This window comes from Actinophytocola gossypii (assembly GCF_025165815.1).
Taxonomy (GTDB): domain Bacteria; phylum Actinomycetota; class Actinomycetes; order Mycobacteriales; family Pseudonocardiaceae; genus Actinophytocola; species Actinophytocola gossypii.
The window spans coordinates 1-21,521 of sequence record NZ_JAFFZE010000032.1 but is presented as its reverse complement, the minus strand read 5'-3'; the positions used below and the strand labels follow the sequence as shown (position 1 = coordinate 21,521).

Sequence of the window (21,521 nt, the reverse complement as noted above, 5' to 3'; positions counted from 1 at the left end):
GTCTTGCCTACGATCGGGACCACCAGACGAACCACGTGAAAGTCGACGTATCCGACATGGCAGTTGCCGAGCTCATCGGGCGGGACCACCCCGCCGCGCTGCTGCACGCCGAGATCGGCCGCGTCGCCGACAGCCACGGCGGCATGGTGCTGGTCACCGGCGAGGCCGGGATCGGCAAGACCACACTGGTCACCGCCGCCATGGAGGCCGCCAGGCGGGCTGGCGCGCTGGTGCTGTCCGGCTCCTGCTGGGACTCCGCCGCGGCGCCCGGGTACTGGCCGTGGGTGCAGGTCGTCCGCGCGCTGCGCCGGCACGCCACCGGGAACGAGTGGGCGGCGGCCGAGTCGGCGGCCGGCTCGCCGCTGGCGTTCCTGCTCGGCGACGCGCCCACCACCGAGCCGGCGGCGACCTTCCAGCTCTACGACGCGGTCGCCAGCGCGCTGGTCGCCGTCGCCCAGGAACGCCCGGTGGTGGTCGTGCTCGACGACCTGCACTGGGCCGACCCGGAGTCGGTACGGCTGCTGGAGTTCGTCGCCCAGCACACCTGGTTCGAGCGGGTGCTGCTGGTCGGCACCTACCGGGACGTGGAGGTCGAGGCCGGCGGGCACCCGCTGGCGCCGCTGCTGCTCCCGCTGCTCGCCCGGGCCACCACGATCACGCTCACCGGGCTCGACGAGGCCGACGTCGGCGCGCTGCTCAGCCGCACCACCGGCACCGAGCCCGACCGGGCCACCGTCGCCGAGGTCCACCTGCGCACCGGCGGCAACCCGTTCTTCGTGGAGCAGACCGCACGGCTGTGGCACCGAGGCGGCACGCCGACCGCCGTCGCGCCGGGCGTGCGGGACGCGGTGCGGCGGCGGTTGTCGCTGCTCGCGCCGGTGGTGTCGGACCTGCTCACCGGGGCCTCGGTACTGGGCCGGGAGTTCCACCGGCGGGTGCTCACCGCGATCGTCGGCGCGCCGACGCCGCAGGTGGCGCGGCTGCTCGACGAGGCGGTGACCGCCCGGCTGGTGGTGCCGCTCGGCGACGGGCTGTTCGCCTTCGCCCACGATTTGGTGCGGGAGACGCTGTACGAGTCGCTCGACGAGGACGAGCGGAAGCAGCGGCACGCGGCGGTCGTGCGGGCGCTGGAGTCCTCGACCGCGCTGGCCGAACGGATCTTCCCGGCCGACCTCGCCCGGCACGCCTACCTGGCCGCCGACGAGCTGGCGCCGGCCCGGGTGCTCGACCACCTGCTGGCCGCCGCCAAGGACGCGCGCCGCCGGGTCGCGTTCGAGGAGGCCACCAGCCACTACCGCCGGGCGCTGGAGTTCTGCGGCCGCGACGACCCCCGCCGGGCCCGCGTCTGCCTCGACCTGGGGAGCCTGCTCTACCACTTCGGCCCGAGCGAGGACGCGGCCGTGGTCTTCCGGGAGGCGGCCGACGTCGCGCTCGCCATCGACGATCCGGAGGTGCTGGCCAGGGTCGCGTTGACCCTGTACGGCGTCGGCGACCAGGTGGCCGGCGCGAAGGCCAAGGCCGACCTGCTGCGCGCCGCGCACGGCAGGCTGGTGCGCGGCGGCGAGGTCGACCGGTCCGGCGGCAGGTCCCTCGACCACCTGGCGCAGGAGGTGATCCTGCAGCTCATCGCCACCGCCCGCAGCGACAACGACGACGAGCAGCTCGGCTTCAGCCTGTGGACCATGCACGACCAGCTGTGGGGGCTGGGCAACGCCGCCGAGCGGCAGGCCCTCACCGACGAGTTGGTCACGGTCGCCCGCCGGACCGGCGACCGGGAGATGGAGCAGTGGGCGAACTCGCTCGGCTGGGTCGCCGCGCTCGAACAGGGCCAACCCCGATACGACGATCGTTTCCGCGAGTTCGTGCGCCTGGCCGAGGTGGTTCCCGCGCCGACGATGGCCATGGCGGCGAGCGTCGACCAGGCCATCATCGCCGGCATGCGGGGCCGGTTCGCCGAGGCGGAGGCCTTCCTGGCCAAGGGGTTCGAGGATGGCGACGAACACGAGCACCCGCATTTCGGGCACATCGGCCACCACCTGAGGTGGGCGCTGGCCGCGTTGCGCGGTGACTTCGACACGCTGGACGAGCTGCGGCGCGCGGTGGGGGAGTCGACATACCCGTTCCCCGAACTGCTCGACGGCATCACCGCGGCCCTCCGGGACGACGCCGAGGAGGCCGCCCGTTGCCTGGCCGTCGCCGACGCCAGGACCAAGCCGGTCGGCGGCTCGTTCCTGCCGCTGCTGTTCCGCCTCCGCGCGCACGTCGCGGCGCTGACCCGCGACCCGGCGACGTGCGAGCGGGCCCGCGCCGACCTCGCCCCGTACGCCGACCACTGGCTGGTGTCGCTGTACGGCTGCGACGTCGCCGGCCCGGTGCGGCTGTGGGTGGCGACAGTGGACGCGGCGCAGGCGCGCTGGCCTGCCGCCGCCGACGGGTTCACCTCCGCGCTGCGCTCGGCCGAGCTGCTCGGCGCCCGCCCGTGGGTGATCGAGGCCAAGCTCGGGCTGGCCACCGCCCTGCGCGGCCGAGGCTCGCTGGCGGACAGGGCGACCGCGGCGACGCTGGTCGAGGAGGCCACCCGCGAGGCCGCGGCGATCGGCGTGCGGCACCGCGCTGGCACCGCCGCGCCCGCGCCCGCGTCGCCTCCGGCGGAGACCACCGAGTTCCGCCGGGACGGTGCGGTGTGGACGCTGGCGATGGCCGGCCGGACCGTACTGATGCCCGACGCCAAGGGCCTGCGTGACCTGCACGTACTGCTGTCCTCGCCGGGAACCGAGGTCCCGGCGACGCGGCTGCTGAACCCCGAGGGCGGCGAGGAGGTGGTGGCCGCCTCCCGGCTTGGCGGCGACGACGTCCTGGACGCCACGGCGAAGGCCGCGTACCGAAAACGGCTGTCCCAACTGGACGACGAGATCGACGCCGCCGCCCTGTCCGGCGACGACACCCGGGCCGCCGCGCTGGACGAGGAACGCGAGGCCCTGCTCACCGAGCTGCGCTCGGCCGCGGGGCTCGGCGGCCGCACCCGTCGCCTCGGCGACGAGGCCGAACGCGCGCGCAAGGCGGTCACCGGTCGCATCCGCGACACGCTGCGCAAGCTCGACGACCGCCACCCCGAGCTGGCCGCGCACCTGCGCGAGGCGGTGTCCACCGGCGCCACCTGCCGCTACGCGCCGGCCGAGCCGGCCGTCTGGCGGCTCTAGTCGATCCGCCAGATCGAATCTGGCGGACCGACTGGCGCCTTCCGGGTGGGACCGAGGAGGACGAGATGGACGAGCGGCTGCGGACGGCGGTGATCATCGGTGACCCGGCGGACGGCCGGACCGGCGGCTCGATCGGAAAATGGTTTGTCGACCGGGCCGCTCGGCGCGACGATGTCGTGCTCGACGTGCTCGAACCCCCGGAGGGGGTGACGTCCGCGATGCGGGAGTTCGGCACGGCGATCGACCGGGCCGAGGGGTTCGTGGTCGTCACCCCCGAGTACAACCGCAGCTTCCCGGCGGGCCTCAAGCAGGCGATCGACGCCGCCTACGACGAGTGGCTGGCGAAGCCGGTCGGGTTCGTGTCCTACGGGTGCCGCAGCCGGGGGCACTACGCGGTCGAGGCGCTGCGGGTGGTCTTCACCGAACTGCACGTGATGGCGGTACGCGCCGAGGTGGCCATCGACCTCACGTCGCTCGGCGCGGACGGCACGCCGAGGGACGAGGACGAGGTCGCGGTCACGACGATGATGGATCAACTGACGTGGTGGGGATTCGCGCTCCGGGACGCCCGGGCCACCCGGCCATACCTGGCGTGAGAGAGGGGAAGAAGAGATGACGGAAGTGGCGATCGAGACCGCCGGACTGGTGAAGACGTTCGGCGACAACCGCGCCGTGGACGGGATCGACCTGACGGTCCCGGCCGGCTCGGTGTACGGGGTGCTCGGCCCCAACGGAGCCGGCAAGACGACGGCGGTGAAGATGCTGGCCACCCTGCTGCGCCCGGACGGCGGCGAGGCCAGGGTGTTCGGGCACGACGTGGTCCGCGAGGCGGACGCGGTGCGCGCGAAGGTCAGCCTGACCGGGCAGTACGCCTCGGTCGACGAGGACCTGACCGGCAGCGAGAACCTGGTGCTGATCGGCAGGCTGCTCGGGCACGGCAAGCCGGCGGCGCGGGACCGCGCGAGCCAGCTGCTGGCCGCGTTCGGGCTCAGCGACGCCGCGGACCGGCAGGTCAAGAACTACTCCGGCGGCATGCGGCGGCGGATCGACATCGCCGCGTCCATCCTGAAGACCCCGGACGTGCTGTTCCTGGACGAGCCGACCACCGGCCTCGACCCGCGCAGCCGCAACCAGGTCTGGGACATCGTCCGGATCATCGTCGCGCAGGGCACGACGGTGCTGCTGACCACCCAGTACCTGGACGAGGCCGACCAGCTGGCGTCCAGGATCGCGGTGATCGACCACGGGAAGGTCATCGCCGAGGGCACGCCCGGCGAGCTCAAGGCGTCGGTCGGCGCGGGCTCGATCCACGTCCGGCTGCGCGACGCGGCGCAGCGGGAGTCGGCGCTGCGGGTGCTGTCCGGCGTGCTCGGCGCCGGCGTGCACCTCGACGCGGACCCGGTCGCGCTGACCGCGCAGCTGTCCGGGGACGACTCCGACCGGGAGGCCGCCGAGCAGGCGTCGCGCGCGCTGGCCGAGCTGGCCGGTGCCGGGATCGTCGTCGACAACTTCGCACTCGGGCAGCCGACCCTCGACGAGGTGTTCCTCGCCCTGACCGACCACCCAGCCACCACCGAGGAGGTCGCGGCATGAGTACCGCCACCACGGAACAGACGTCCACCTACACGCCCGCGGCGGAGAGCCTGAACGCCGTGCTCGCCGCCGGAGAGGCGCCGCCGAGACCGTCGGCGTGGTCCGCGGCGCGCACGTTCGGCTGGCGTGCGATGCTCAAGATCAAGCACGTGCCGGAGCAGCTGATCGACGTCACCATGTTCCCGATCATGATGGTGCTGATGTTCACCTACCTGTTCGGTGGGGCGCTGGCCGGCTCGGTGACCGAGTACCTGCAGTTCCTGCTGCCGGGCATCATGGTGACCAGCGTCGTGATGATCACGATGTACACCGGGACGGGCATCAACGTCGACATCTCGAAGGGCGTGTTCGACCGGTTCCGCACGCTGCCGATCTGGCGGCCGGCCGCTCTGGTCGGTGCCCTGTTCGGTGACGTGTTCCGGTACCTCACCGCGGCCGTGGTGATCCTGATCGTCGGCCTGATCCTCGGCTTCCGGCCGGAGGGCGGCGCGGTCGGCGTGGCGGTGGGGATCCTGCTGCTGGTGTTGTTCTCGTTCGCGTTCTCGTGGGTGTGGACGATGTTCGGGCTGCTGTTGCGCTCGGAGAAGTCGGTGATGGGCGTCAGCATGATGGTGCTGTTCCCGTTGACGTTCCTGTCCAACGTGTTCGTCGAGCCGGACACCATGCCGGGCTGGCTGCGCGTGTTCACCGAGGTCAACCCGATCACCCACCTGGTGGCCGCGACCCGGGGCCTGATGCAGGGCAACCCGGACGCCGGCGAGATCACCTGGGTGCTGGTCGCGAGCGCGGTGCTGGTCGCGGTCTTCGGCACCCTGACGATGCGCCTGTACAACCGGAAGTGAACGGTGGCGGGGCTTCCCCTCGGGGGAGCCCCGCCACTTGCGTGTTCGTCAGGGCGTGACGACCTCGACCTCCTCGACGTCGGTCCACCCGGTGGACACCGTGCCGCCCGCGAACGCCACGGCCAGTGCCGCCGCGGCCGCGACCGCCAGTCGCCAGCGGGGCGCCCGTCGGACCGGTGCCGCGGGTGCCGCGGCCGTGCCGTCCGCGATCGCGGCGCGAACGGTCACCCACTGCCGTGCGTCGTCGTCGCCCAGGCCGCACGCTCGGACGAACGCGACGACGAGTTCCGCGCGGGGCAGCCGGTTCCTGGCGAGCATCGTCGCCGCCGTGGAGTGGGGCAGGGTCTCGCCGAGCGCCCGCGCCTGGCGTTCGAGCTGCCGGAAGCTGTGCCCGGACCAGGTTCGCAGCCTCCGCAGCTCGGCGACGAACGCCGCCTCGTCGGTGGCCGACTCGGGTGCCGGCGGTGGGGTGGATGGCATGGTCGCTCCCTGGGACGATCGCCGAACGGTGTTCCGAACGAACCCGAACACCCGTACATGTTGATCAGCCCGAGTCCGCCGGTCAACGTTCCGGGACATGCGCAGAACCGTCGTCCCCGCCCTGCTGCTCGCCCTCGCGTCGGTTGGCTGCTCGCCACCGCCGGACGGACTCGCCGAGTTCGTCGCGTTCACGCTGCCCGACACCAGCGGCACGGTCGTCGCCGCGCGGGGTGGTGAGATCGTCCACTGCGCGGGCCACGGCCTGGCCGACCGCGAGGCCGGTGTCCCGGCGACCTGCGACACGGTCTACGACGTGATGTCGCTGACCAAGCAGTTCACCGCCGCCGCGATCCTCGAGCTGGAGACCATGGGCGAGCTCCACGTGAACGACCGGATCGACCGCCACCTCACCCCCGTCCCCGCCGACAAGCGCACGATCACCCTCCACCACCTGCTCACCCACACCGCCGGCCTGCCCGACACCCTCGGCGACGACTACGACGTGGTGTCCCGTGACGCCATGCTCACCGAGGCGATGGCCGCCGAACTGGTGGCCGAGCCCGGGGCGGAGTTCCACTACTCGAACGTCGGCTACAGCGTGCTGGCCGCGATCGTGGAGACGGTGTCCGGCCTGGGCTACGAGGAGTTCCTGTCCCGGTACCTGTTCACCCCCGCCGGCATGACCAGCACCGGCTACGTGCTGCCCGACTGGGACCCCGACCAGGTCGCCGTCGAGTACGACGCCGGGGGAGAGCCGCACGGCCGCCCGTACGAGCACCCGTGGGCGGCGGACGGCCCGTACTGGAACCTGCGCGGCAACGGCGGCATGCTCTCCACCGCCCGCGACATGTTCCGCTGGCACCGCGCCCTTCTCGGCGACGACGTCCTCCCGGCACCGGCCAGGGCGAAGCTGTTCACCCCGCACCAGCCGGTTCCGGATTCGGCGGAGACCTACGCGTACGGCTGGGGAATGTACGAAACCGACCTGGGCCGAGTCGCCTGGCACAACGGCGGCAACTCCTGGTCGCTGGCGAACTACGCCCGAGCCCTGGACACCGACGCGATGACGTTCTGGGTCAGCAACCAGGCCTACCGGGACGACGAGTGGAACCTCGAGGACATCGAGTTCGACCTGACCATGGGCATCCTCGAACGCGTCGGACCGCTGTCCGGAAGGTGACCGGCAGGCACCGGGGCGACTCGTCGGCGCATACCGTTGGACGCATGCGCACCGCGCTCGCCTTCCTCGGGCTGGTCCTCACCGTGTTCGTGCTCCTGCTCGGTGGCGGCGCCCTGGTGTTCGTCGGCTTCCTCGAGTGGAGCGAGACCTCCGGGAAGCGCTCCGTCGAGTTCGCGAGCCCCGGCGACGACTGCGACGCGGCCCGGCTGGAGCTGAACATCGAGGACGGCACGAGGCTGACCTGCACCACCGGCGTTCCCGTGCCGTCGAGTGCGTTCCGCGGCCTGGAGGGGTTCAGCGCCGCCCAGAACAGCGAGGTGCTCACCCTCGCCGCCGACCTGGGCGAGGACGGACTCTCCGAGGCCGAGCAGCAGCGGATCGAGGACCGGGTCGACGAGATCGCCGCCACGCTTCCCCCGCTCGAGGACGAGCGAATCCTTCCCGGCCCGACCGGCATCAACCGCATCCTGCTCGGCGTCGCGATGCTCGTCGGCCTCGGCATCTGGTACCTCGTCATCGGGTCACGACAGCGCCGCTACCCGTGATTCGAATTCGGGCAGAGTTTGAGAAACTTCGCGGCTCGCAACGTTTCTCAAACTCCACTCAGCCCAGCTCAGCCGGTGACCTGTTCGTTCAGTAGGTCGGCCAGGGCGCTGACGACCCGTACCGTCGGGGCTTCGGCGCCGGTGAGGTCGGCCAGTTCGACGACCGCCTTGAGGATCACGTCCAGTTCGAGGGGTTTGCCCTTCTCCAGGTCCTGCAGGGTGGACGTCTTGTGCTCGCCGGTGCGTTCCGCGCCGGCCAGCCGTCGTTCGATCGAGATCTCCGGGTGGGCGTCCAGTCTGGCGGCGACGTCCAGGGTCTCGCGCATCATCTGGACGACCAGCTCGCGGGTGCTCAGGTGCCGGCAGATCCCGGCGATCGTCGCTCTGGTCAGGGCGCTGATCGGGTTGAACGCGATGTTGCCCATCAGCTTGAGCCAGATGTCCTTGCGCAGGTCCGGCTCCACCGGGCACTTGAGCCCGCCCGCCACCATCGCCTCGGCGAACTCCGTGCACCGCGGGCTGATCTCGCCGGTCGGCTCGCCGATGGAGAACCTCGTGCCCTCCAGGTGCCGGATCACGCCGGGGGACTCGATCTCGGTGGCCGCGTAGACCACGCACCCGATCGCGCGCTCCACCGGCAGCGCCGCGGAGACGGCACCGTCCGGGTCGACGCTGTCGATGCGGTAGCCGGCGTACTTGCCGGCCACCCCGTGGAAGTACCACCACGGAATCCCGTTCTGCGCCGCGATGATCGTGGTGTCGTCGTGCAGCAACGGCTTGACCATCGGGCCCGCCTCGGCGTACCGGTTCGCCTTCAGGCCGAGGAACACGTGGTCGACCGGGCCCACCTCGGTCGGGTCGTCTGTCGCGTGTGGACGGGCCGCGAAGTCTCCGCGCGGGCTCAGCACCTGCACTCCCGACTCGCGGATCTTCTCCAGATGGGGACCTCTGGCGATGAGATGCACCTCGGCTCCGGCTCGGTGCAGCGCCGCACCGACGTACGCGCCGATGGCTCCGGCCCCAAGAACAGCAACTTTCACTGCGGAAGCTCCGTTCTTGTGTTCGTTTGGTATGCAGCATACAGTATGGGAAGTTGGCCGAAACGAGAAGAGAAGACCGAGGATCGGCTGGTCAGAGGCTTGCGGGGTGCGCACGGCAGGCCACTGCGAGCCATCCGGAGCGGGATCAGACAACAGGTTCGACAGGCGCGAGCGACAAAACGTAGACCGGGACGCTGGCCGTCATTAGAGTCATACGGTATGCAGTATGCGCCACCTCCGACCCACGGATGACATGAGGAGATGACGAGTCACATGGCTTCAACGGTCCGGGAGACGCCGGGCAGCGACGGTCAGGAGAACCCGGAGATGATCTCCGGGGGTCATCTGGTGGCCAAGGCGCTCAAGGCCGAGGGCGTGGACGTGATCTTCACGCTCTGCGGCGGGCACATCATCGACATCTACGACGGATGTGTCGACGAGGGAATCGACGTCATCGACGTACGCCACGAGCAGGTCGCCGCGCACGCAGCCGACGGGTACGCCCGCATCACCGGCAAACCCGGTTGTGCGGTCGTCACCGCTGGCCCCGGCACGACCGACGCCGTCACCGGCGTGGCCAACGCCCTGCGCGCGGAGAGCCCGATGCTGCTGATCGGCGGCCAGGGCGCCCTGTCCCAGCACAAGATGGGCTCCCTGCAGGACCTCCCGCACGTCGACATGATGAATCCGATCACCAAGTTCGCCGCCACGGTGCCGCACACCGAACGCGCCGCGGACCTGGTGTCGATGGCCTTCCGCGAGTGCTACCTCGGCGCGCCCGGCCCCTCCTTCCTGGAGATCCCGCGTGACGTGCTGGACGCCAAGGTGCCGCTGGAGAAGGCCCGCATCCCCAAGGCGGGCGCCTACCGGGCCTCCACCCGCAGCGCGGGCGACCCGGCCGCGGTCGAGCGCCTGGCCGACCTGGTCGTCAACGCGGAGAAGCCGTGCGTCCTGCTCGGCAGCCAGGTGTGGACCACCCGGGGCACCGACGCGGCCACCGAGTTCGTCCGCACGCTCAACGTGCCGGCGTTCATGAACGGCTCCGGCCGCGGCACGCTGGCCCCGGGCGACCCGCACCACCTCCAGCTCGCCCGCCGGTACGCGTTCCAGAACGCCGACCTGATCATCATCGTCGGCACCCCGTTCGACTTCCGGATGGGCTACGGCAAGCGGCTCTCCACCGACGCCACGGTCGTGCAGATCGACCTGGACTACCGCACGGTCGGCAAGAACCGCGACGTCGACCTCGGCATCGTCGGCGACGCGGGCGCGGTGCTCGCCGCGGTCACCCAGGCGGCGTCCGGCCGAACGGACAACGGCGCGGTCGGCCGGAAGGCGTGGCTGGAGGAGCTGCGTGCGGTGGAGACCGCCGCGTACGAGAAGCGGCTGCCGCGCCAGCACTCCGACGCCTCGCCGATCGACCCGTACCGGCTGGTGCACGAGATCAACGAGTTCCTCACCGAGGACTCCATCTACATCGGTGACGGCGGCGACATCGTCACCTTCTCCGGCCAGGTCGTGCAGCCCAAGTCGCCCGGGCACTGGATGGACCCCGGTCCGCTCGGGACGCTCGGCGTGGGCGTGCCGTTCGTGATGGCGGCCAAGTACGCGCGGCCGGACAAGGAGGTCGTCGCGCTGTTCGGCGACGGCGCGTTCTCGTTGACCGGCTTCGACTTCGAGACGCTGGTGCGGTTCAACCTGCCGTTCGTCGGCATCGTCGGCAACAACTCGTCGATGAACCAGATCCGTTACGGCCAGATCCAGAAGTACGGCGCCGACCGAGGGCGCGTCGGCAACACGCTGGGCGACATCCGGTACAGCGAGTTCGCCAAGATGCTCGGCGGCTACGGCGAGGAGGTCCGCGACCCGAAGGACATCCGGCCGGCGCTGGAGCGGGCGCGGGAGAGCGGCCTGCCGTCCCTGATCAACGTCTGGGTCGACCCGGAGGTCTACGCGCCGGGAACGATGAACCAGACCATGTACAAGTAAGGGGGCCAGCACATGCGCAAGGCACTCGAAGGCGTCCGCGTCCTCGACATGACCCACGTCCAAAGTGGACCGTCGGCCACGCAGATCCTGGCCTGGTTCGGCGCCGACGTGGTCAAGCTCGAGGCCACCTCCGGCGACATCACCCGCAAGCAGCTCCGCGACATCCCCGACGCGGACAGTCTCTACTTCACGATGCTGAACTCCAACAAGCGCAGCATCACGCTGAACATGAAGTCGGACAAGGGCAAGGAGCTGTTCGTCGAGCTGGTCAAGAAGTTCGACATCCTGGCGGAGAACTTCGGCCCCGGCGCGATCGACCGGATGGGCTTCCCATGGGAGAAGCTGCGGGAGATCAACCCGAAGCTGATCTACGCGTCGGTCAAGGGGTTCGGTGACGGCCCGTACAAGTTCTTCAAGGCCTACGAGGTCGTCGCCCAGGCCATGGGCGGCTCGATGTCCACCACCGGGTTCGAGGACGGCCCGCCGCTGGCCACCGGTGCGCAGATCGGCGACTCCGGTACCGGCATGCACGTGGTAGCCGGCATCCTGGCCGCGCTCTACCAGCGCGAGCACACCGGCCGCGGGCAGCGGGTCACCGTCGCGATGCAGCACGCGGTGCTCAACCTGTGCCGGGTCAAGCTGCGCGACCAGCAGCGGCTCACCCACGGCCCGCTCGCCGAGTACCCGAACAAGGAGTTCGGCGACACCGTGCCCCGGTCGGCCAACGCCTCCGGCGGCGGACAGCCGGGCTGGGCGATCAAGTGCGCGCCTGGCGGCCCGAACGACTACATCTACGTGATCGTCCAGCCGGTCGGCTGGGCGCCGATCACGCAGCTGATCGGCCGGCCGGAGCTGGCGAACGACCCCGAGTGGGCGACGCCCGAGGCACGGCTGAACAAGCTGGACAAGATGTTCCAGCTCATCGAGGACTGGTCGGCCGGCCACGGCAAGTGGGAGGTGCTCGCCAAGCTCAACGAGCACAACATCCCGTGCGGGCCGATCCTGTCGACCAAGGAGATCATCGAGGACGAGTCGTTGGCGGACAACGAGATCGTCGTGAAGGTCGACCACCCGGAGCGCGGCGAGTTCACCACGGTCGGCATGCCGATCAAGCTCTCCGACTCCCCGGCGGAGGTCCGGCGTTCCCCGCTGCTCGGCGAGCACAACCAGGAGATCTACGGCAACGAGCTCGGCCTGGACGAAGAGGCACTGGCCGAGCTGAAGACGAGCGGAGTGATCTGAGCACATGTCCGAAGTAGACACGGCGGCCGTTCGCAAGGTCCTGGACGAGGTCCGGGCCGAGGGTCGCGACTCGCTCACCGCCCCCGAGGGCAAGCGGGTCTGCGACGCGTACGGTATCCCGACCCCGCGAGAGGGTCTCGCCACGACGGCGGACGAGGCGGCGAAGCTCGCCGAGGAGATCGGCAAACCGGTGGCGGCCAAGATCGTCTCTCCGGACATCCTGCACAAGACCGAGGCAGGCGGCGTGGTCATCGGCGTCGACGGCGCCGACGCGGCCCGCGCCGCGTACGACGAGATCCTCGCCAATGCCAAGGCGTACAAGGCCGACGCGTCGATCACCGGGGTGCAGATCCAGGAGATGGTCGGCGGCGGTCAGGAGGTGATCGTCGGCGCCACCACCGACGGCACGTTCGGCAAGGTCGTCGCGTTCGGGCTCGGCGGCGTGCTGGTCGAGGTGCTCAAGGACGTGACGTTCCGGCTGGCGCCGCTGGACACCGCCGAGGCCCGCTCGATGGTCACCGGCATCCAGGCCGCGGAGGTGCTCCAGGGCGCCCGCGGCGCCGAGCCGGCCGACCTGGACGCGATCGCGGACGTGATCCGGAAGGTCTCCCAGCTGGTCACCGACTTCCCGGAGATCAGCGAGTTCGACCTCAACCCGGTGTTCGCCTCGGCCAGCGGCGCGGTCGCGGCCGACGTGCGGATCCTGCTGGAGACCGAGGAGCGCGCCCAGCCGGTGCAGCACAGCCAGGAGGACATCCTGGCCGCGATGAACCGGCTGATGAACCCGCGCTCGGTCGCGGTCGTCGGCGCGTCCGACCAGGCCGGCAAGATCGGCAACTCGGTGATGAAGAACCTGATCAACGGCGGCTACCAGGGCGAGATCCACCCGATCAACCCGAAGGCCGACGAGATCATGGGCCGCAAGGCGTACAAGTCGGTCGGCGACGTCCCGGGCGACGTCGACGTCGCGGTGTTCGCCGTGCCGGCGAAGTTCGTGCCGGCGGCGCTGACCGAGTGCGGCAAGAAGGGTGTCACCGCGGCGGTGATGATCCCGTCCGGGTTCGCCGAGACCGGCAACCAGGAGCTGCAGGACGAGATCGTCGGCATCGCGAACGAGTACGGCGTCCGGATGCTCGGCCCGAACATCTACGGCTACTACTACACCCCGCAGAACCTGTGCGCGACGTTCTGCACGCCGTACGACGTCAAGGGCGGGGTGGCGCTCACCTCCCAGTCCGGCGGCATCGGCATGGCGATCCTCGGCTTCGCCAGGACCACCAAGATGGGCGTCTCGGCGATCGTGGGGCTCGGCAACAAGTCCGACGTGGACGAGGACGACCTGCTGACGTTCTTCGAGAACGACGACAACACCCAGTGTGTCGCCATGCACCTCGAGGACCTCAAGGACGGGCGTGCGTTCGTGGAGACCGCGCAACGCATGACCAAGAAGAAGCCGGTCGTCGTGCTCAAGGCGGGCCGCACGGACATGGGTGCGCGGGCGGCCAGCTCGCACACCGGTGCGCTCGCCGGCGACGACAAGGTGTACGACGACATCCTCCGCCAGGCCGGCGTGGTTCGGGCGCCCGGGCTGAACGAGATGCTGGAGTACGCTCGGGGTCTGCCGCTGCTGCCGACCCCGCAGGGCGAGAACGTCGTCATCATCACGGGTGCGGGCGGCTCCGGGGTGCTGCTGTCCGACGCGTGTGTCGCGGAGGGACTGTCCCTGATGGACATCCCGCCGGACCTGGACGAGTCGTTCCGCGCGTTCATCCCGCCGTTCGGGGCGGCGGGCAACCCGATCGACATCACCGGTGGCGAGCCGCCGTCGACGTATGAGGCGACCATCCGCCTTGGCCTGGAGGACCCGCGCATCCACGCGCTGATCCTGGGCTACTGGCATACGATCGTCACGCCGCCGATGGTGTTCGCCGAGTTGACCGCCAAGGTCCTCGCCGAGGCGCGGGCCAAGGGGATCGACAAGCCGGTGGTGGCGTCGCTGGCCGGCGACACCGAGGTCGAGCAGGCCTGCGACTACCTCTTCGAACACCGGGTGGTCGCGTACCCGTACACCACCGAGCGGCCGGTCGCGGTCCTCGGTGCCAAGTACCGGTGGGCGAGGGCCGCCGGCCTCATCGGCTAGCAACGGACGGATTCGTTTCACGACGGGGTGGCCGCCGAGACGGACGGCGGTCACCCGGGCAGGGGTCGACAGGCAGGCAGGCGGTAGTTACACCGAACACTGGAGGTCCAATGGTGGATTCTCACAACCCTCCCGCCGTCGGCAGTGGTGAGGCCACTGTCGAGGGCGAGGAACGGGTATGGCGAGCCGGGGGGCTCGAACCCATGCCCATTCGCCCGCTGCCGGATGCGCCGCCGTCCATCCACCTGCTGGGCCCGACCGTGTTCCTGGTCGCGCTCGGGGTCGGCATGGGCGAGTCGTACATGTGGCCGCGGCTGGTGCTGGTCTTCGGACCGGAGATCCGATGGCTGTTCCTGATCGGTGTCACCCTGCAGGCAGTGGTGATGCTCGAGATGGCGCGTTACGCGATGGCGACCGGGGAGAGCATCTTCTCCGGCGCGGCACGCGTGTTCAAACCGTTGATGTGGTTCTTCTTCGTCACCGCGATCCTGGTCTACATCTGGCCGGGCCATCTATCCGCCGGTGCGGCAGCCTTCGAGCAGCTCACCGGCATACCGTGGGTCGTGACCGCCTGCGTCGCCCTGATCTTCGTCGGGATCCTGTTCAGCCTGGCGAGCGTCATCTACAACCTGCTGGAGAACGTGCTGGCGATCCTGATCGGCACGCTCGTGGTCGGCACCGCGGTGATCGCGTCGATCGTCGGCAGCTGGGGCGACCTGACCAGCACGCTGGGCGGCATGTTCGCGTTCGGGTACTTCCCGTCCGAGGCGCTGTCCGAGGCGTGGTTCCCGATCGTGGTCGGCTCGATCGCGTTCGCCGGCCCGTCCGGCATGCAGCAGATGTGGTACACGCTGCACCTGCGGGACTCCGGCGCCGGCATGGGCGCGCACGTGCCGAAGATCCGCGGCCTGCGGTCGGCGAAGGACGAGGAGGAGATGCCGGCCCGCGGGTTCATGTTCGACACCGACAACCCGCAGGAGATGCAGAAGTGGCGCGGGTGGCGCAAGTGGGTCACCTTCGACGCGCTGCTGTTGTTCTGGGGCATCACGATGCTGGTGACGATCTCGTTCACCGTGCTGGCCCAGGCGGCCGCGCGGGAGAACCCGAACGTCAAGGGGCTGATCGAGGGCGGTGACCGGGACGCGGCGTTGCAGGCCATGTCGGACGCGTTCGCCAGTGCCGGCGGGCCGGTCCTCGGCGGGCTGTTCTTCGGGTTCATCGCGCTGATCGGGCTGAACGCCACCCTCGGCCTGTTCGACTCGTTCTCGCGTGGTCAGGCGGACATGACGTACTTCCACGTGCCGGGCGCGCGGCGGTTCCGGCTGTCCCACCTGTACGCGGGCTTCCTGTGGGGCGTCATCACGTTCGGCATCCTGATCCTGCTGTTCGGACCGGCGGACGGGCCGAGCGGCGTGCTGGACATCCTGGCGTTCCTGTCCACGTTCGCCATGGGTGCCTACTGCGTGGTGTTGTTGTTGGTGAACAACAGAATGCTGCCGAAACCGATCCGTCCCCGGTGGTGGTCCAACGCGATCATCGGGTTCGGTGCGGTGTTCTACCTCGGCATGCTGTTCTACAGCCTGTTCCGCTTCGGCGTAGTGGTGAACTAGGGAATGAGTGCGATGCGCCTCTACCGTCTGGCCGAGCTCACCCTGCCCGGTCTCGCTGTCGGGTTCGTCGCCGGTGTCGCCGCCGGCGGGTTGGCCGGGTTCGTCGGCCAGCCCGCCGGCTGGGCGCTGGTGTCGGCGCTGACCCTGGCCGTGCCGCTGGCACTGGCCGGCGCCGGGTACACGATGCTGCTGATCAACGAGCGGGTGCGGCTCGGCGGCTTCGCGCCGGCCGCGCTGTACTGGCTGGTGGCGTTCCCGGTCGCCCGGCTGCTGCACGAGGTCCTGACCAGGCTGGTGCTCACCGGTGAGGCGGGGCTGCCGCCGGATCCGCTGGGTTTCCTGGCGTACCAGGGGATCGTGAGCGCGGGCTTCGCGATCGGCTTCCTGTGGCTGCACGAGCGCCTGGCGCCGAGGTGGTGGCGCAGGGTGTCCGAGCACAACCCGAGGGCGCGCGAGGTGTACCTGCGGTACGCCGAGCACGCGCGGATCCTGTACGAAGCCAAGGAGCGCAGGAAGGCTGCGCGCGGTGGTGGTGTGAGGAAAGCCACCTCGGCCCGCTGACCTGCACGTCTGGACAAGTCCCCGAGGGAAGCTCGTCGATGCGCCGCTATCGTGACCGGCGGCGCATTGGCGAGTCGTGCCCGCACGCGGGCGAAAGGTAGGCGATGAACGTCCCCCTGTGGCTGTGGCTGGTCACGATCATCGGTCTGACAGCGGTGATCTGCTTCGACTTCTATCTCATCTCGCGCAACCCGCGGGACCCGTCGCTCAAGGAGTGCACGGTCTGGATCGGGTGTTATGTCGGACTGGCCATCCTGTTCGGACTCGGGATCCTGGTGTTCGAGGGTGCTCAGTTCGGCGGTGAGTTCTTCGCCGGGTGGATCACCGAGTACTCACTGTCGGTGGACAACCTGTTCGTGTTCGTGATCATCATGTCGTCGTTCGCGGTGCCGAGACAGTACCGGCAGAAGGTGCTGTCGATCGGGATCGTGCTGGCGTTGCTGATGCGTGGCCTGTTCATCATGGTGGGCTACGAGGCGATCACCAGGTTCGACTGGCTGTTCTACGTCTTCGGCGCGTTCCTGGTGTACACCGCGTGGAAGCTGATGACCCACTCCGACGACGAGGAGGAGTTCAAGGAGAACGCGATGCTGCGGGTGGCCAAGCGCTTCCTGCCGGCCACGGACTCCTACGACGGCGCCAGGGTCACGACCAAGGTGGACGGTCGCCGCATGGTCACCCCGATGCTGATCGTGATGGTCGCGATCGGGACGACGGATCTGCTGTTCGCCCTGGACTCGATCCCCGCGATCTTCGGGCTGACGAAGGAGCCGTACCTGGTCTTCACCGCGAACGCGTTCGCGCTGATGGGGTTGCGGCAGCTGTTCTTCCTGATCGGCGGGCTGCTGGACAAGCTGGTGTACCTGAGCTACGGCCTGTCGGTGGTGCTCGGCTTCATCGGCGTCAAACTGGTGATGGAGGCCCTGCACCACGACGGCGTGTCCTGGGCGCCGGAGATCCCCATCATGGTGTCCCTAGGCGTCATCGTCGGCACCCTCGCCATCACGACGATCGCCAGCCTCCTCAAGGTCCGCCACGACCGCACCCGCGAGGTCGCCCCGACCCCGGAGGAACACCCCGCCGAGGTCGACTGACCGACTCGCCGAAGCACGGTGGGCCGGGCCATACGGACCATGGCCCGGCCCACCGGTCTCCTCCGCGGTCAGGTGGTGGTCTTCACCCGCTCCGGCGGGGTCGTGCGCAGGTAGTCCTCCACCTCGCGGGTGGAGTTCCGGCGCTGTGCCTCCATCGCGGTGGCCAGGCCGAGGCCGAGGGTGCGGCCGTCGGCGGGCAGATGCCCGCGGGGAGAGCTGGTGAGGGCCTTGAGGGTCTCTCGCCAGTTGCGCATCGTGTTCACCTCCTGTGGAGACGAGCCGTACGGACCACGGCTCGGTTCCATCTTCTGGGTACCCGGTCGGGACCGGCTCAAGCCGAGGTGGGCGTCACACGACGGTCCTCGGACGTGTTGTCGCGCAGGTAGTCCTCGACCTCGCGGGTCGCCTGCTCGCGCTGCTTCTCCATCGCGGCGGCGAGGCCGAGGCCGAGGGTGCGGCCGTCGGCGTTGAAGCCGTGGCGCCTGGTCAGCCAGTTACGCATGGTGGTGTCACCTCCTTCGGGCATCGCGGGGACGCCGTGGTCGCGTCGGTGCGGACCAGGGCGTGCTGGGGCCGGCGGCCGTCGTGGCCGCCTTCGGGAAGAGCCTTGTCAGGCTTTGGAGGCCTTGCGGCGGCGGCGGGCCGGCAGCGCGATCAGCTGCTGGTCGGCGTCGTCCTCCACCTGCTGTTCGAGGTAGGACTTGCGCGTCCGCTCGGTGTGCTCGGCCATGATGCGGGCGGCGGTGTCCGCATCGCGGTTCTCGATCGCGTCGATCAGCGCGGCGTGCTCCTGCCAGGACTGCTCGCCGCGCTGCCGCGCGATCGGGGTGTAGTACCAGCGGACCCTGCGGTCCACCTGGGTGGCGAAGTCCAGCAGCACCTTGTTGCCGGACAGCTCGGTGACGCAGCGGTGTACCGCGGCGTTCAGCGCGACGGCGGTGTCCACGTCGTCGTTCTCCAGGGCCTCGACGCCCTGGCGGTTCAGGTCCCGCAGCTTCGCGACGCCCTCGGCGTCCGCGTGCAGCGCGGCCAGCCGGGCGGACTCGCTCTCCAGCAGGCGGCGCACGGCCAGCAGCTGGTCGGCCTCCTCCTGCGTCGGGGCGTGCACGAACGCGCCGTAACCGGGGCGCAGGTCGACCCAGCCCTCGTTGTTCAGCCACTGCAGCGCCTCGCGCACGGGCTGGCGGGACACGCCCAGCATCTGCGCCAGCTCGCTCTCGACCAGGTGTTGACCCGGCGCGAGCCGCCGCGAGATGATCAGCTCCTGCATCGCCTGGTAGACGTGCTCACGCAGGGGAACCGGCCGGTCGATCCGGCGAGCCGCCAGTTCCTTCGGCAACTCGTTCGACTGCATGCTGGACTCCATCAGGTCGACTGCGGGCGGCTGGACGGTTCTTGCCCGTTGTCTACAGCATACAGCGGCATGATGTCCGTTTCCGGCAGCCGTGAGGACGTTCACAGCGCGTGACCGAAACCACCGCGGCACGGCCGGAGATGCGTGCCGTCGCGACCGGCTTCCAAGCTCTCTGGTGTCGAACCGAGTGGGTTGGAGGACGCCTTGTCATCGCTTCTTCGAAGGATCGCGATCTGTGCTGCCGTCGTCATCGGTGTCATGACGCTCGGCACCGTTCCCGCGACGGCGGGCACCGCGCGTGTCGAGTACATGTGCGGCTCGGTCGGTCCGGTCATCTCCCCGAGGATGTTCGACGTCACGATCACGCCGCCGGCCACCGCACACCAGGGGCAGACCGCGACGATCTCGGCGACCGTCGTGCAGACCGTCTACCCGGCGACCCGACCGGTTCCGGCCGGCGAGTACGAAGCCGTGTTCCACGTCGCGCTGGAGGGCGCCGGCGTGGAGAAGGTGCGGATGGACCTGACCAATCCGGCGATCCCGGCCGGCGAGTTGCTGCGCTTCAGCGGAAGCGCGCAGCTCACGTTCCCGAACACCGGCACCGTCAGCTATCGCCCGGACAGGTTCGGGTACAGCATGCTCGGGTGCATCCCGCGCTATCCGGAAACGGTGCCGGTCGTCGCGACGACCAGGGTTTCCTGACCGGGCGTCACCCCCGGTACCCGTGTTCCAGCAGTTCCTCCTCGTACCGGGCGATCGCCCGGTCAGCAGGATCTCGCGCGGCTTGACGGACTCGTGGCCACGGCCGAGGTCAAGCGGTTCGCTGCGGCGGGAGGCCGGGCAGGAAGCGGCCGGGCTGGCGCAGTTTCAGGCACAGCGCGCCCGATCCGACGGCGAGCAGCGTCGCCAGCAGCAGCACCGTGGTGAAGCCCCACTCGGGCACCACGGCCGCGGCGACGCCGACGCCGAGCACGCCGCCGAACGCCTTCGCGCTGTACACCGCGGCATGGGTCTGGCGGGCGCCCGCGCTCTGGTCGCCGAAGAACTCCCTGGCCAGGCTCGCGAACAGCGGGTAGAACGCGCCGCCGCCGGTGCCGGCGAGCAGGGTCGCCAGGAGCAGCATCGCGACCGAGCCGGTGCTGGCGGCGCTCGCCAGGCACAGTTGGCCGACACCGAGCACCGCCAGGACCCAGCCGAGGGTGCGGGTACGGCCGACCCGGTCCGACACCCGGATCGCCAGCGCGCGGCCGGCGCCGTTGGTGCCGAGCAGCACGCCGGTCCCGATCGCGACCACGAACAGCGCCACGTCCATCCGGGTGCCGAGCGTCGCAAGGAACGTGATGTCGAACAGCGACACCGCGCTGGCGCAGAACAGGATCAGGTACATCAGCGGCGCCACGCCGGTGCGCATCGCCTCGCGGGGGGAGTACTGGCGCACGGCACTCACCGGGCTCTGGGTGCGGTCCAGCGCCCACTCGCGCGGGTCGACCTGCGGCGGCCACCAGTGCGCGGGCGGGTCGCGCAGCACCACGCCGGCGCCGAGCACCACCAGGAAGATCACCACCGACGTCACGACGAGCATCCCGGTCAGCGGTCCGCCGTCGGCGGTGAACAGGAACGCGATCGCGAACGGCACCGAGCCGTAGGCGAACGCGCCGGTCGCCAGGGAGACCTTGGCGGCCGTGCGCTCCGGGTACCACTTGGCGACCGTCGACGAGCAGGTCGCGTAGACCAGGCCCGCGCCGGTGCCGCTGAGCACCGAGTAGCCGACGACGGCCACGAGCGCCGAGCCGTGCGCCAGGGCGAGCGGACCGAACGCCAGCAGTACCGCGCCGGCGATCATGGCGCTGCGCGGCCCGATCCGGCCGCGTTCGCGCAGGAACGCGACCGGAAAGCCGGCGCCGGCCTGGAACACGGTCCACAGCGCCAGCAGCCAGAACACGTCGCCCGGCGCCCAGCCGCGTTGGGTGAGCGCGGGCACCAGGGAGCCGAATCCGTACTGCAGGATGCCGATCGCGGCCATCGCGGCCCACGGCAACCACAGCATCCACTCCCTGCGGCGGCCGAGGATCGTCTCGGCGTCCGGGCCGACGGAGTAGGTGCGGCCGAGGAAGTCGAACGTTTCGGGGCTGGTTGAGGTCCTCATCACTGGCCTCCGGCTGGACAAGAGCGTTCCATACTGCATACAGTCTACAACACCGAGTGGTTCCGGTCACAGCCCTGAATTGGAGGCTCCGGCGCGTGGACCTGTACGAGTACCAAGCAAAAGACCTGTTCGCCCGGCACGGCGTGCCCGTCGGCCCGGGTCAGCGAGTCGTCGAGGACGCGTCCGCCGCGGGCGACGCCGCGGCCGAGTTCGGTGTCCCGGTGGTGATCAAGGCGCAGGTCAAGACCGGCGGCCGGGGCAAGGCGGGCGGTGTGAAGCTGGCCGCCGACCCGGCCGAGGCGCAGGCCCGCGCGGAGGACATCCTGGGCCTGGACATCAAGGGTCACACCGTGCGTCGGGTCCTGGTGACTCCGGCCTCGGACATCGCCGAGGAGTACTACTTCTCGTTTCTGTTGGATCGCACCAATCGGACGTTCCTGGCGATGGCTTCCGCCGAGGGTGGTGTGGAGATCGAGCAGCTCGCGGTGGAGCGCCCGGAGGCGTT

20 protein-coding genes are annotated in these 21,521 nt (G+C 70.1%); 14 read left to right on the top strand and 6 right to left on the bottom strand.

Annotated elements, in window-relative coordinates; all coding sequences use genetic code 11:
* The first annotated feature begins 56 nt into the window (after positions 1-56).
* From JT362_RS33925 to JT362_RS33910, 4 genes are all read left to right on the top strand, one after another.
* The gene (locus JT362_RS33925) at positions 57-3,200 is read left to right on the top strand and encodes an ATP-binding protein (protein WP_260196010.1); all 3,144 of its coding nucleotides are present in this window, start codon (positions 57-59) and stop codon (positions 3,198-3,200) included.
* A gap of 65 nt (positions 3,201-3,265) precedes the next feature.
* Positions 3,266-3,796, top strand: a complete 531-nt coding sequence (locus tag JT362_RS33920; protein WP_260196009.1) for an NADPH-dependent FMN reductase — start codon at positions 3,266-3,268, stop codon at positions 3,794-3,796.
* Between the two features lie 16 nt (positions 3,797-3,812).
* Positions 3,813-4,793 (top strand): ATP-binding cassette domain-containing protein, encoded by a 981-nt coding sequence (locus JT362_RS33915; RefSeq protein ID WP_260196007.1) that lies wholly within the window; start codon positions 3,813-3,815, stop codon positions 4,791-4,793.
* Positions 4,790-5,635 (top strand): ABC transporter permease, encoded by an 846-nt coding sequence (locus tag JT362_RS33910; protein WP_260196006.1) that lies wholly within the window; start codon positions 4,790-4,792, stop codon positions 5,633-5,635. Before JT362_RS33915 ends, JT362_RS33910 begins: the two co-directional genes overlap by 4 nt.
* Positions 5,636-5,683: 48 nt before the next feature.
* Here the strand turns inward: JT362_RS33910 and JT362_RS33905 are convergent, their stop codons facing one another.
* Positions 5,684-6,115 (bottom strand): helix-turn-helix domain-containing protein, encoded by a 432-nt coding sequence (locus JT362_RS33905; protein ID WP_260196005.1) that lies wholly within the window; start codon positions 6,113-6,115, stop codon positions 5,684-5,686.
* Between the two features lie 97 nt (positions 6,116-6,212).
* Here JT362_RS33905 and JT362_RS33900 point away from each other — a divergent pair, with 97 nt between their 5' ends.
* Both JT362_RS33900 and JT362_RS33895 read left to right on the top strand, forming a co-directional pair.
* On the top strand, positions 6,213-7,295 hold the full coding sequence (locus JT362_RS33900) for a serine hydrolase domain-containing protein (protein WP_260196004.1): 1,083 nt from the start codon (positions 6,213-6,215) through the stop codon (positions 7,293-7,295).
* Positions 7,296-7,339: 44 nt separating this feature from the next.
* On the top strand, positions 7,340-7,840 hold the full coding sequence (locus JT362_RS33895; RefSeq protein ID WP_260196003.1) for a hypothetical protein: 501 nt from the start codon (positions 7,340-7,342) through the stop codon (positions 7,838-7,840).
* 68 nt (positions 7,841-7,908) lie between these two features.
* Here the strand turns inward: JT362_RS33895 and JT362_RS33890 are convergent, their stop codons facing one another.
* On the bottom strand, positions 7,909-8,880 hold the full coding sequence (locus JT362_RS33890; protein ID WP_260196002.1) for a 2-dehydropantoate 2-reductase: 972 nt from the start codon (positions 8,878-8,880) through the stop codon (positions 7,909-7,911).
* Positions 8,881-9,153: 273 nt separating this feature from the next.
* On the opposite strand from JT362_RS33890, the gene JT362_RS33885 reads away from it, so the two are divergent.
* The 6 genes from JT362_RS33885 (at position 9,154) to JT362_RS33860 (ending at position 17,516) form a co-directional block, all read left to right on the top strand.
* Positions 9,154-10,869 (top strand): thiamine pyrophosphate-binding protein, encoded by a 1,716-nt coding sequence (locus JT362_RS33885; RefSeq protein ID WP_260196001.1) that lies wholly within the window; start codon positions 9,154-9,156, stop codon positions 10,867-10,869.
* 12 nt (positions 10,870-10,881) lie between these two features.
* Complete coding sequence (gene frc / locus JT362_RS33880; protein WP_260196000.1) at positions 10,882-12,111, top strand: formyl-CoA transferase; 1,230 nt, start codon at positions 10,882-10,884, stop codon at positions 12,109-12,111.
* Between the two features lie 4 nt (positions 12,112-12,115).
* The gene (locus JT362_RS33875) at positions 12,116-14,251 is read left to right on the top strand and encodes an acetate--CoA ligase family protein (RefSeq protein WP_260195999.1); all 2,136 of its coding nucleotides are present in this window, start codon (positions 12,116-12,118) and stop codon (positions 14,249-14,251) included.
* A 203-nt stretch (positions 14,252-14,454) separates the two neighbouring features.
* Entirely contained in the window at positions 14,455-15,861 is a 1,407-nt protein-coding gene (locus JT362_RS33870; protein ID WP_260195998.1) for an Nramp family divalent metal transporter, read from the top strand.
* 12 nt (positions 15,862-15,873) lie between these two features.
* Complete coding sequence (locus JT362_RS33865) at positions 15,874-16,422, top strand: hypothetical protein (protein ID WP_260195997.1); 549 nt, start codon at positions 15,874-15,876, stop codon at positions 16,420-16,422.
* Between the two features lie 104 nt (positions 16,423-16,526).
* Positions 16,527-17,516, top strand: coding sequence for a TerC family protein (locus JT362_RS33860; RefSeq protein ID WP_260195996.1), 990 nt, complete (start codon positions 16,527-16,529; stop codon positions 17,514-17,516).
* Positions 17,517-17,584: 68 nt separating this feature from the next.
* On the opposite strand, the gene JT362_RS33855 is transcribed toward JT362_RS33860, so the two are convergent.
* The 3 genes from JT362_RS33855 to JT362_RS33845 form a co-directional block, all read right to left on the bottom strand.
* Positions 17,585-17,770: a hypothetical protein gene (locus JT362_RS33855; protein WP_260195995.1), complete on the bottom strand. Its 186-nt coding sequence runs from the start codon at positions 17,768-17,770 to the stop codon at positions 17,585-17,587.
* A gap of 77 nt (positions 17,771-17,847) precedes the next feature.
* A complete protein-coding gene (locus tag JT362_RS33850) occupies positions 17,848-18,018 on the bottom strand; it encodes a hypothetical protein (RefSeq protein WP_260195994.1) in 171 nt (56 codons plus the stop codon).
* Positions 18,019-18,126: 108 nt separating this feature from the next.
* Positions 18,127-18,870 (bottom strand): GntR family transcriptional regulator, encoded by a 744-nt coding sequence (locus JT362_RS33845; protein WP_260195993.1) that lies wholly within the window; start codon positions 18,868-18,870, stop codon positions 18,127-18,129.
* Between the two features lie 258 nt (positions 18,871-19,128).
* Here JT362_RS33845 and JT362_RS33840 point away from each other — a divergent pair, with 258 nt between their 5' ends.
* Complete coding sequence (locus JT362_RS33840) at positions 19,129-19,572, top strand: hypothetical protein (RefSeq protein WP_260195992.1); 444 nt, start codon at positions 19,129-19,131, stop codon at positions 19,570-19,572.
* Between the two features lie 109 nt (positions 19,573-19,681).
* Here JT362_RS33840 and JT362_RS33835 read toward each other — a convergent pair whose 3' ends face one another.
* A complete protein-coding gene (locus tag JT362_RS33835) occupies positions 19,682-21,016 on the bottom strand; it encodes an MFS transporter (protein WP_260195991.1) in 1,335 nt (444 codons plus the stop codon).
* Between the two features lie 95 nt (positions 21,017-21,111).
* Here JT362_RS33835 and JT362_RS33830 point away from each other — a divergent pair.
* On the top strand, positions 21,112-21,521 hold a 410-nt coding region (locus JT362_RS33830), incomplete at its 3' end, for an ATP-grasp domain-containing protein (protein ID WP_260195989.1).

What these genes read in the sequence shown, in the direction of transcription:
- JT362_RS33910 (WP_260196006.1), top strand. Translation starts at nt 4,790, where the DNA reads ATGAGTACCGCCACCACGGAACAGACGTCCACCTACACGCCCGCGGCG.
- JT362_RS33920 (WP_260196009.1), top strand. Translation starts at nt 3,266, where the DNA reads ATGGACGAGCGGCTGCGGACGGCGGTGATCATCGGTGACCCGGCGGAC.
- JT362_RS33915 (WP_260196007.1), top strand. Translation starts at nt 3,813, where the DNA reads ATGACGGAAGTGGCGATCGAGACCGCCGGACTGGTGAAGACGTTCGGC.
- JT362_RS33860 (WP_260195996.1), top strand. Translation starts at nt 16,527, where the DNA reads ATGAACGTCCCCCTGTGGCTGTGGCTGGTCACGATCATCGGTCTGACA.
- JT362_RS33840 (WP_260195992.1), top strand. Translation starts at nt 19,129, where the DNA reads ATGACGCTCGGCACCGTTCCCGCGACGGCGGGCACCGCGCGTGTCGAG.
- JT362_RS33925 (WP_260196010.1), top strand. Translation starts at nt 57, where the DNA reads ATGGCAGTTGCCGAGCTCATCGGGCGGGACCACCCCGCCGCGCTGCTG.
- JT362_RS33855 (WP_260195995.1), bottom strand. Translation starts at nt 17,770, where the DNA reads ATGCGCAACTGGCGAGAGACCCTCAAGGCCCTCACCAGCTCTCCCCGC.
- frc (WP_260196000.1), top strand. Translation starts at nt 10,882, where the DNA reads ATGCGCAAGGCACTCGAAGGCGTCCGCGTCCTCGACATGACCCACGTC.
- JT362_RS33905 (WP_260196005.1), bottom strand. Translation starts at nt 6,115, where the DNA reads ATGCCATCCACCCCACCGCCGGCACCCGAGTCGGCCACCGACGAGGCG.
- JT362_RS33870 (WP_260195998.1), top strand. Translation starts at nt 14,455, where the DNA reads ATGCCCATTCGCCCGCTGCCGGATGCGCCGCCGTCCATCCACCTGCTG.
- JT362_RS33900 (WP_260196004.1), top strand. Translation starts at nt 6,213, where the DNA reads ATGCGCAGAACCGTCGTCCCCGCCCTGCTGCTCGCCCTCGCGTCGGTT.
- JT362_RS33895 (WP_260196003.1), top strand. Translation starts at nt 7,340, where the DNA reads ATGCGCACCGCGCTCGCCTTCCTCGGGCTGGTCCTCACCGTGTTCGTG.
- JT362_RS33835 (WP_260195991.1), bottom strand. Translation starts at nt 21,016, where the DNA reads ATGAGGACCTCAACCAGCCCCGAAACGTTCGACTTCCTCGGCCGCACC.
- JT362_RS33865 (WP_260195997.1), top strand. Translation starts at nt 15,874, where the DNA reads ATGCGCCTCTACCGTCTGGCCGAGCTCACCCTGCCCGGTCTCGCTGTC.
- JT362_RS33875 (WP_260195999.1), top strand. Translation starts at nt 12,116, where the DNA reads ATGTCCGAAGTAGACACGGCGGCCGTTCGCAAGGTCCTGGACGAGGTC.
- JT362_RS33850 (WP_260195994.1), bottom strand. Translation starts at nt 18,018, where the DNA reads ATGCGTAACTGGCTGACCAGGCGCCACGGCTTCAACGCCGACGGCCGC.
- JT362_RS33845 (WP_260195993.1), bottom strand. Translation starts at nt 18,870, where the DNA reads ATGCAGTCGAACGAGTTGCCGAAGGAACTGGCGGCTCGCCGGATCGAC.
- JT362_RS33885 (WP_260196001.1), top strand. Translation starts at nt 9,154, where the DNA reads ATGGCTTCAACGGTCCGGGAGACGCCGGGCAGCGACGGTCAGGAGAAC.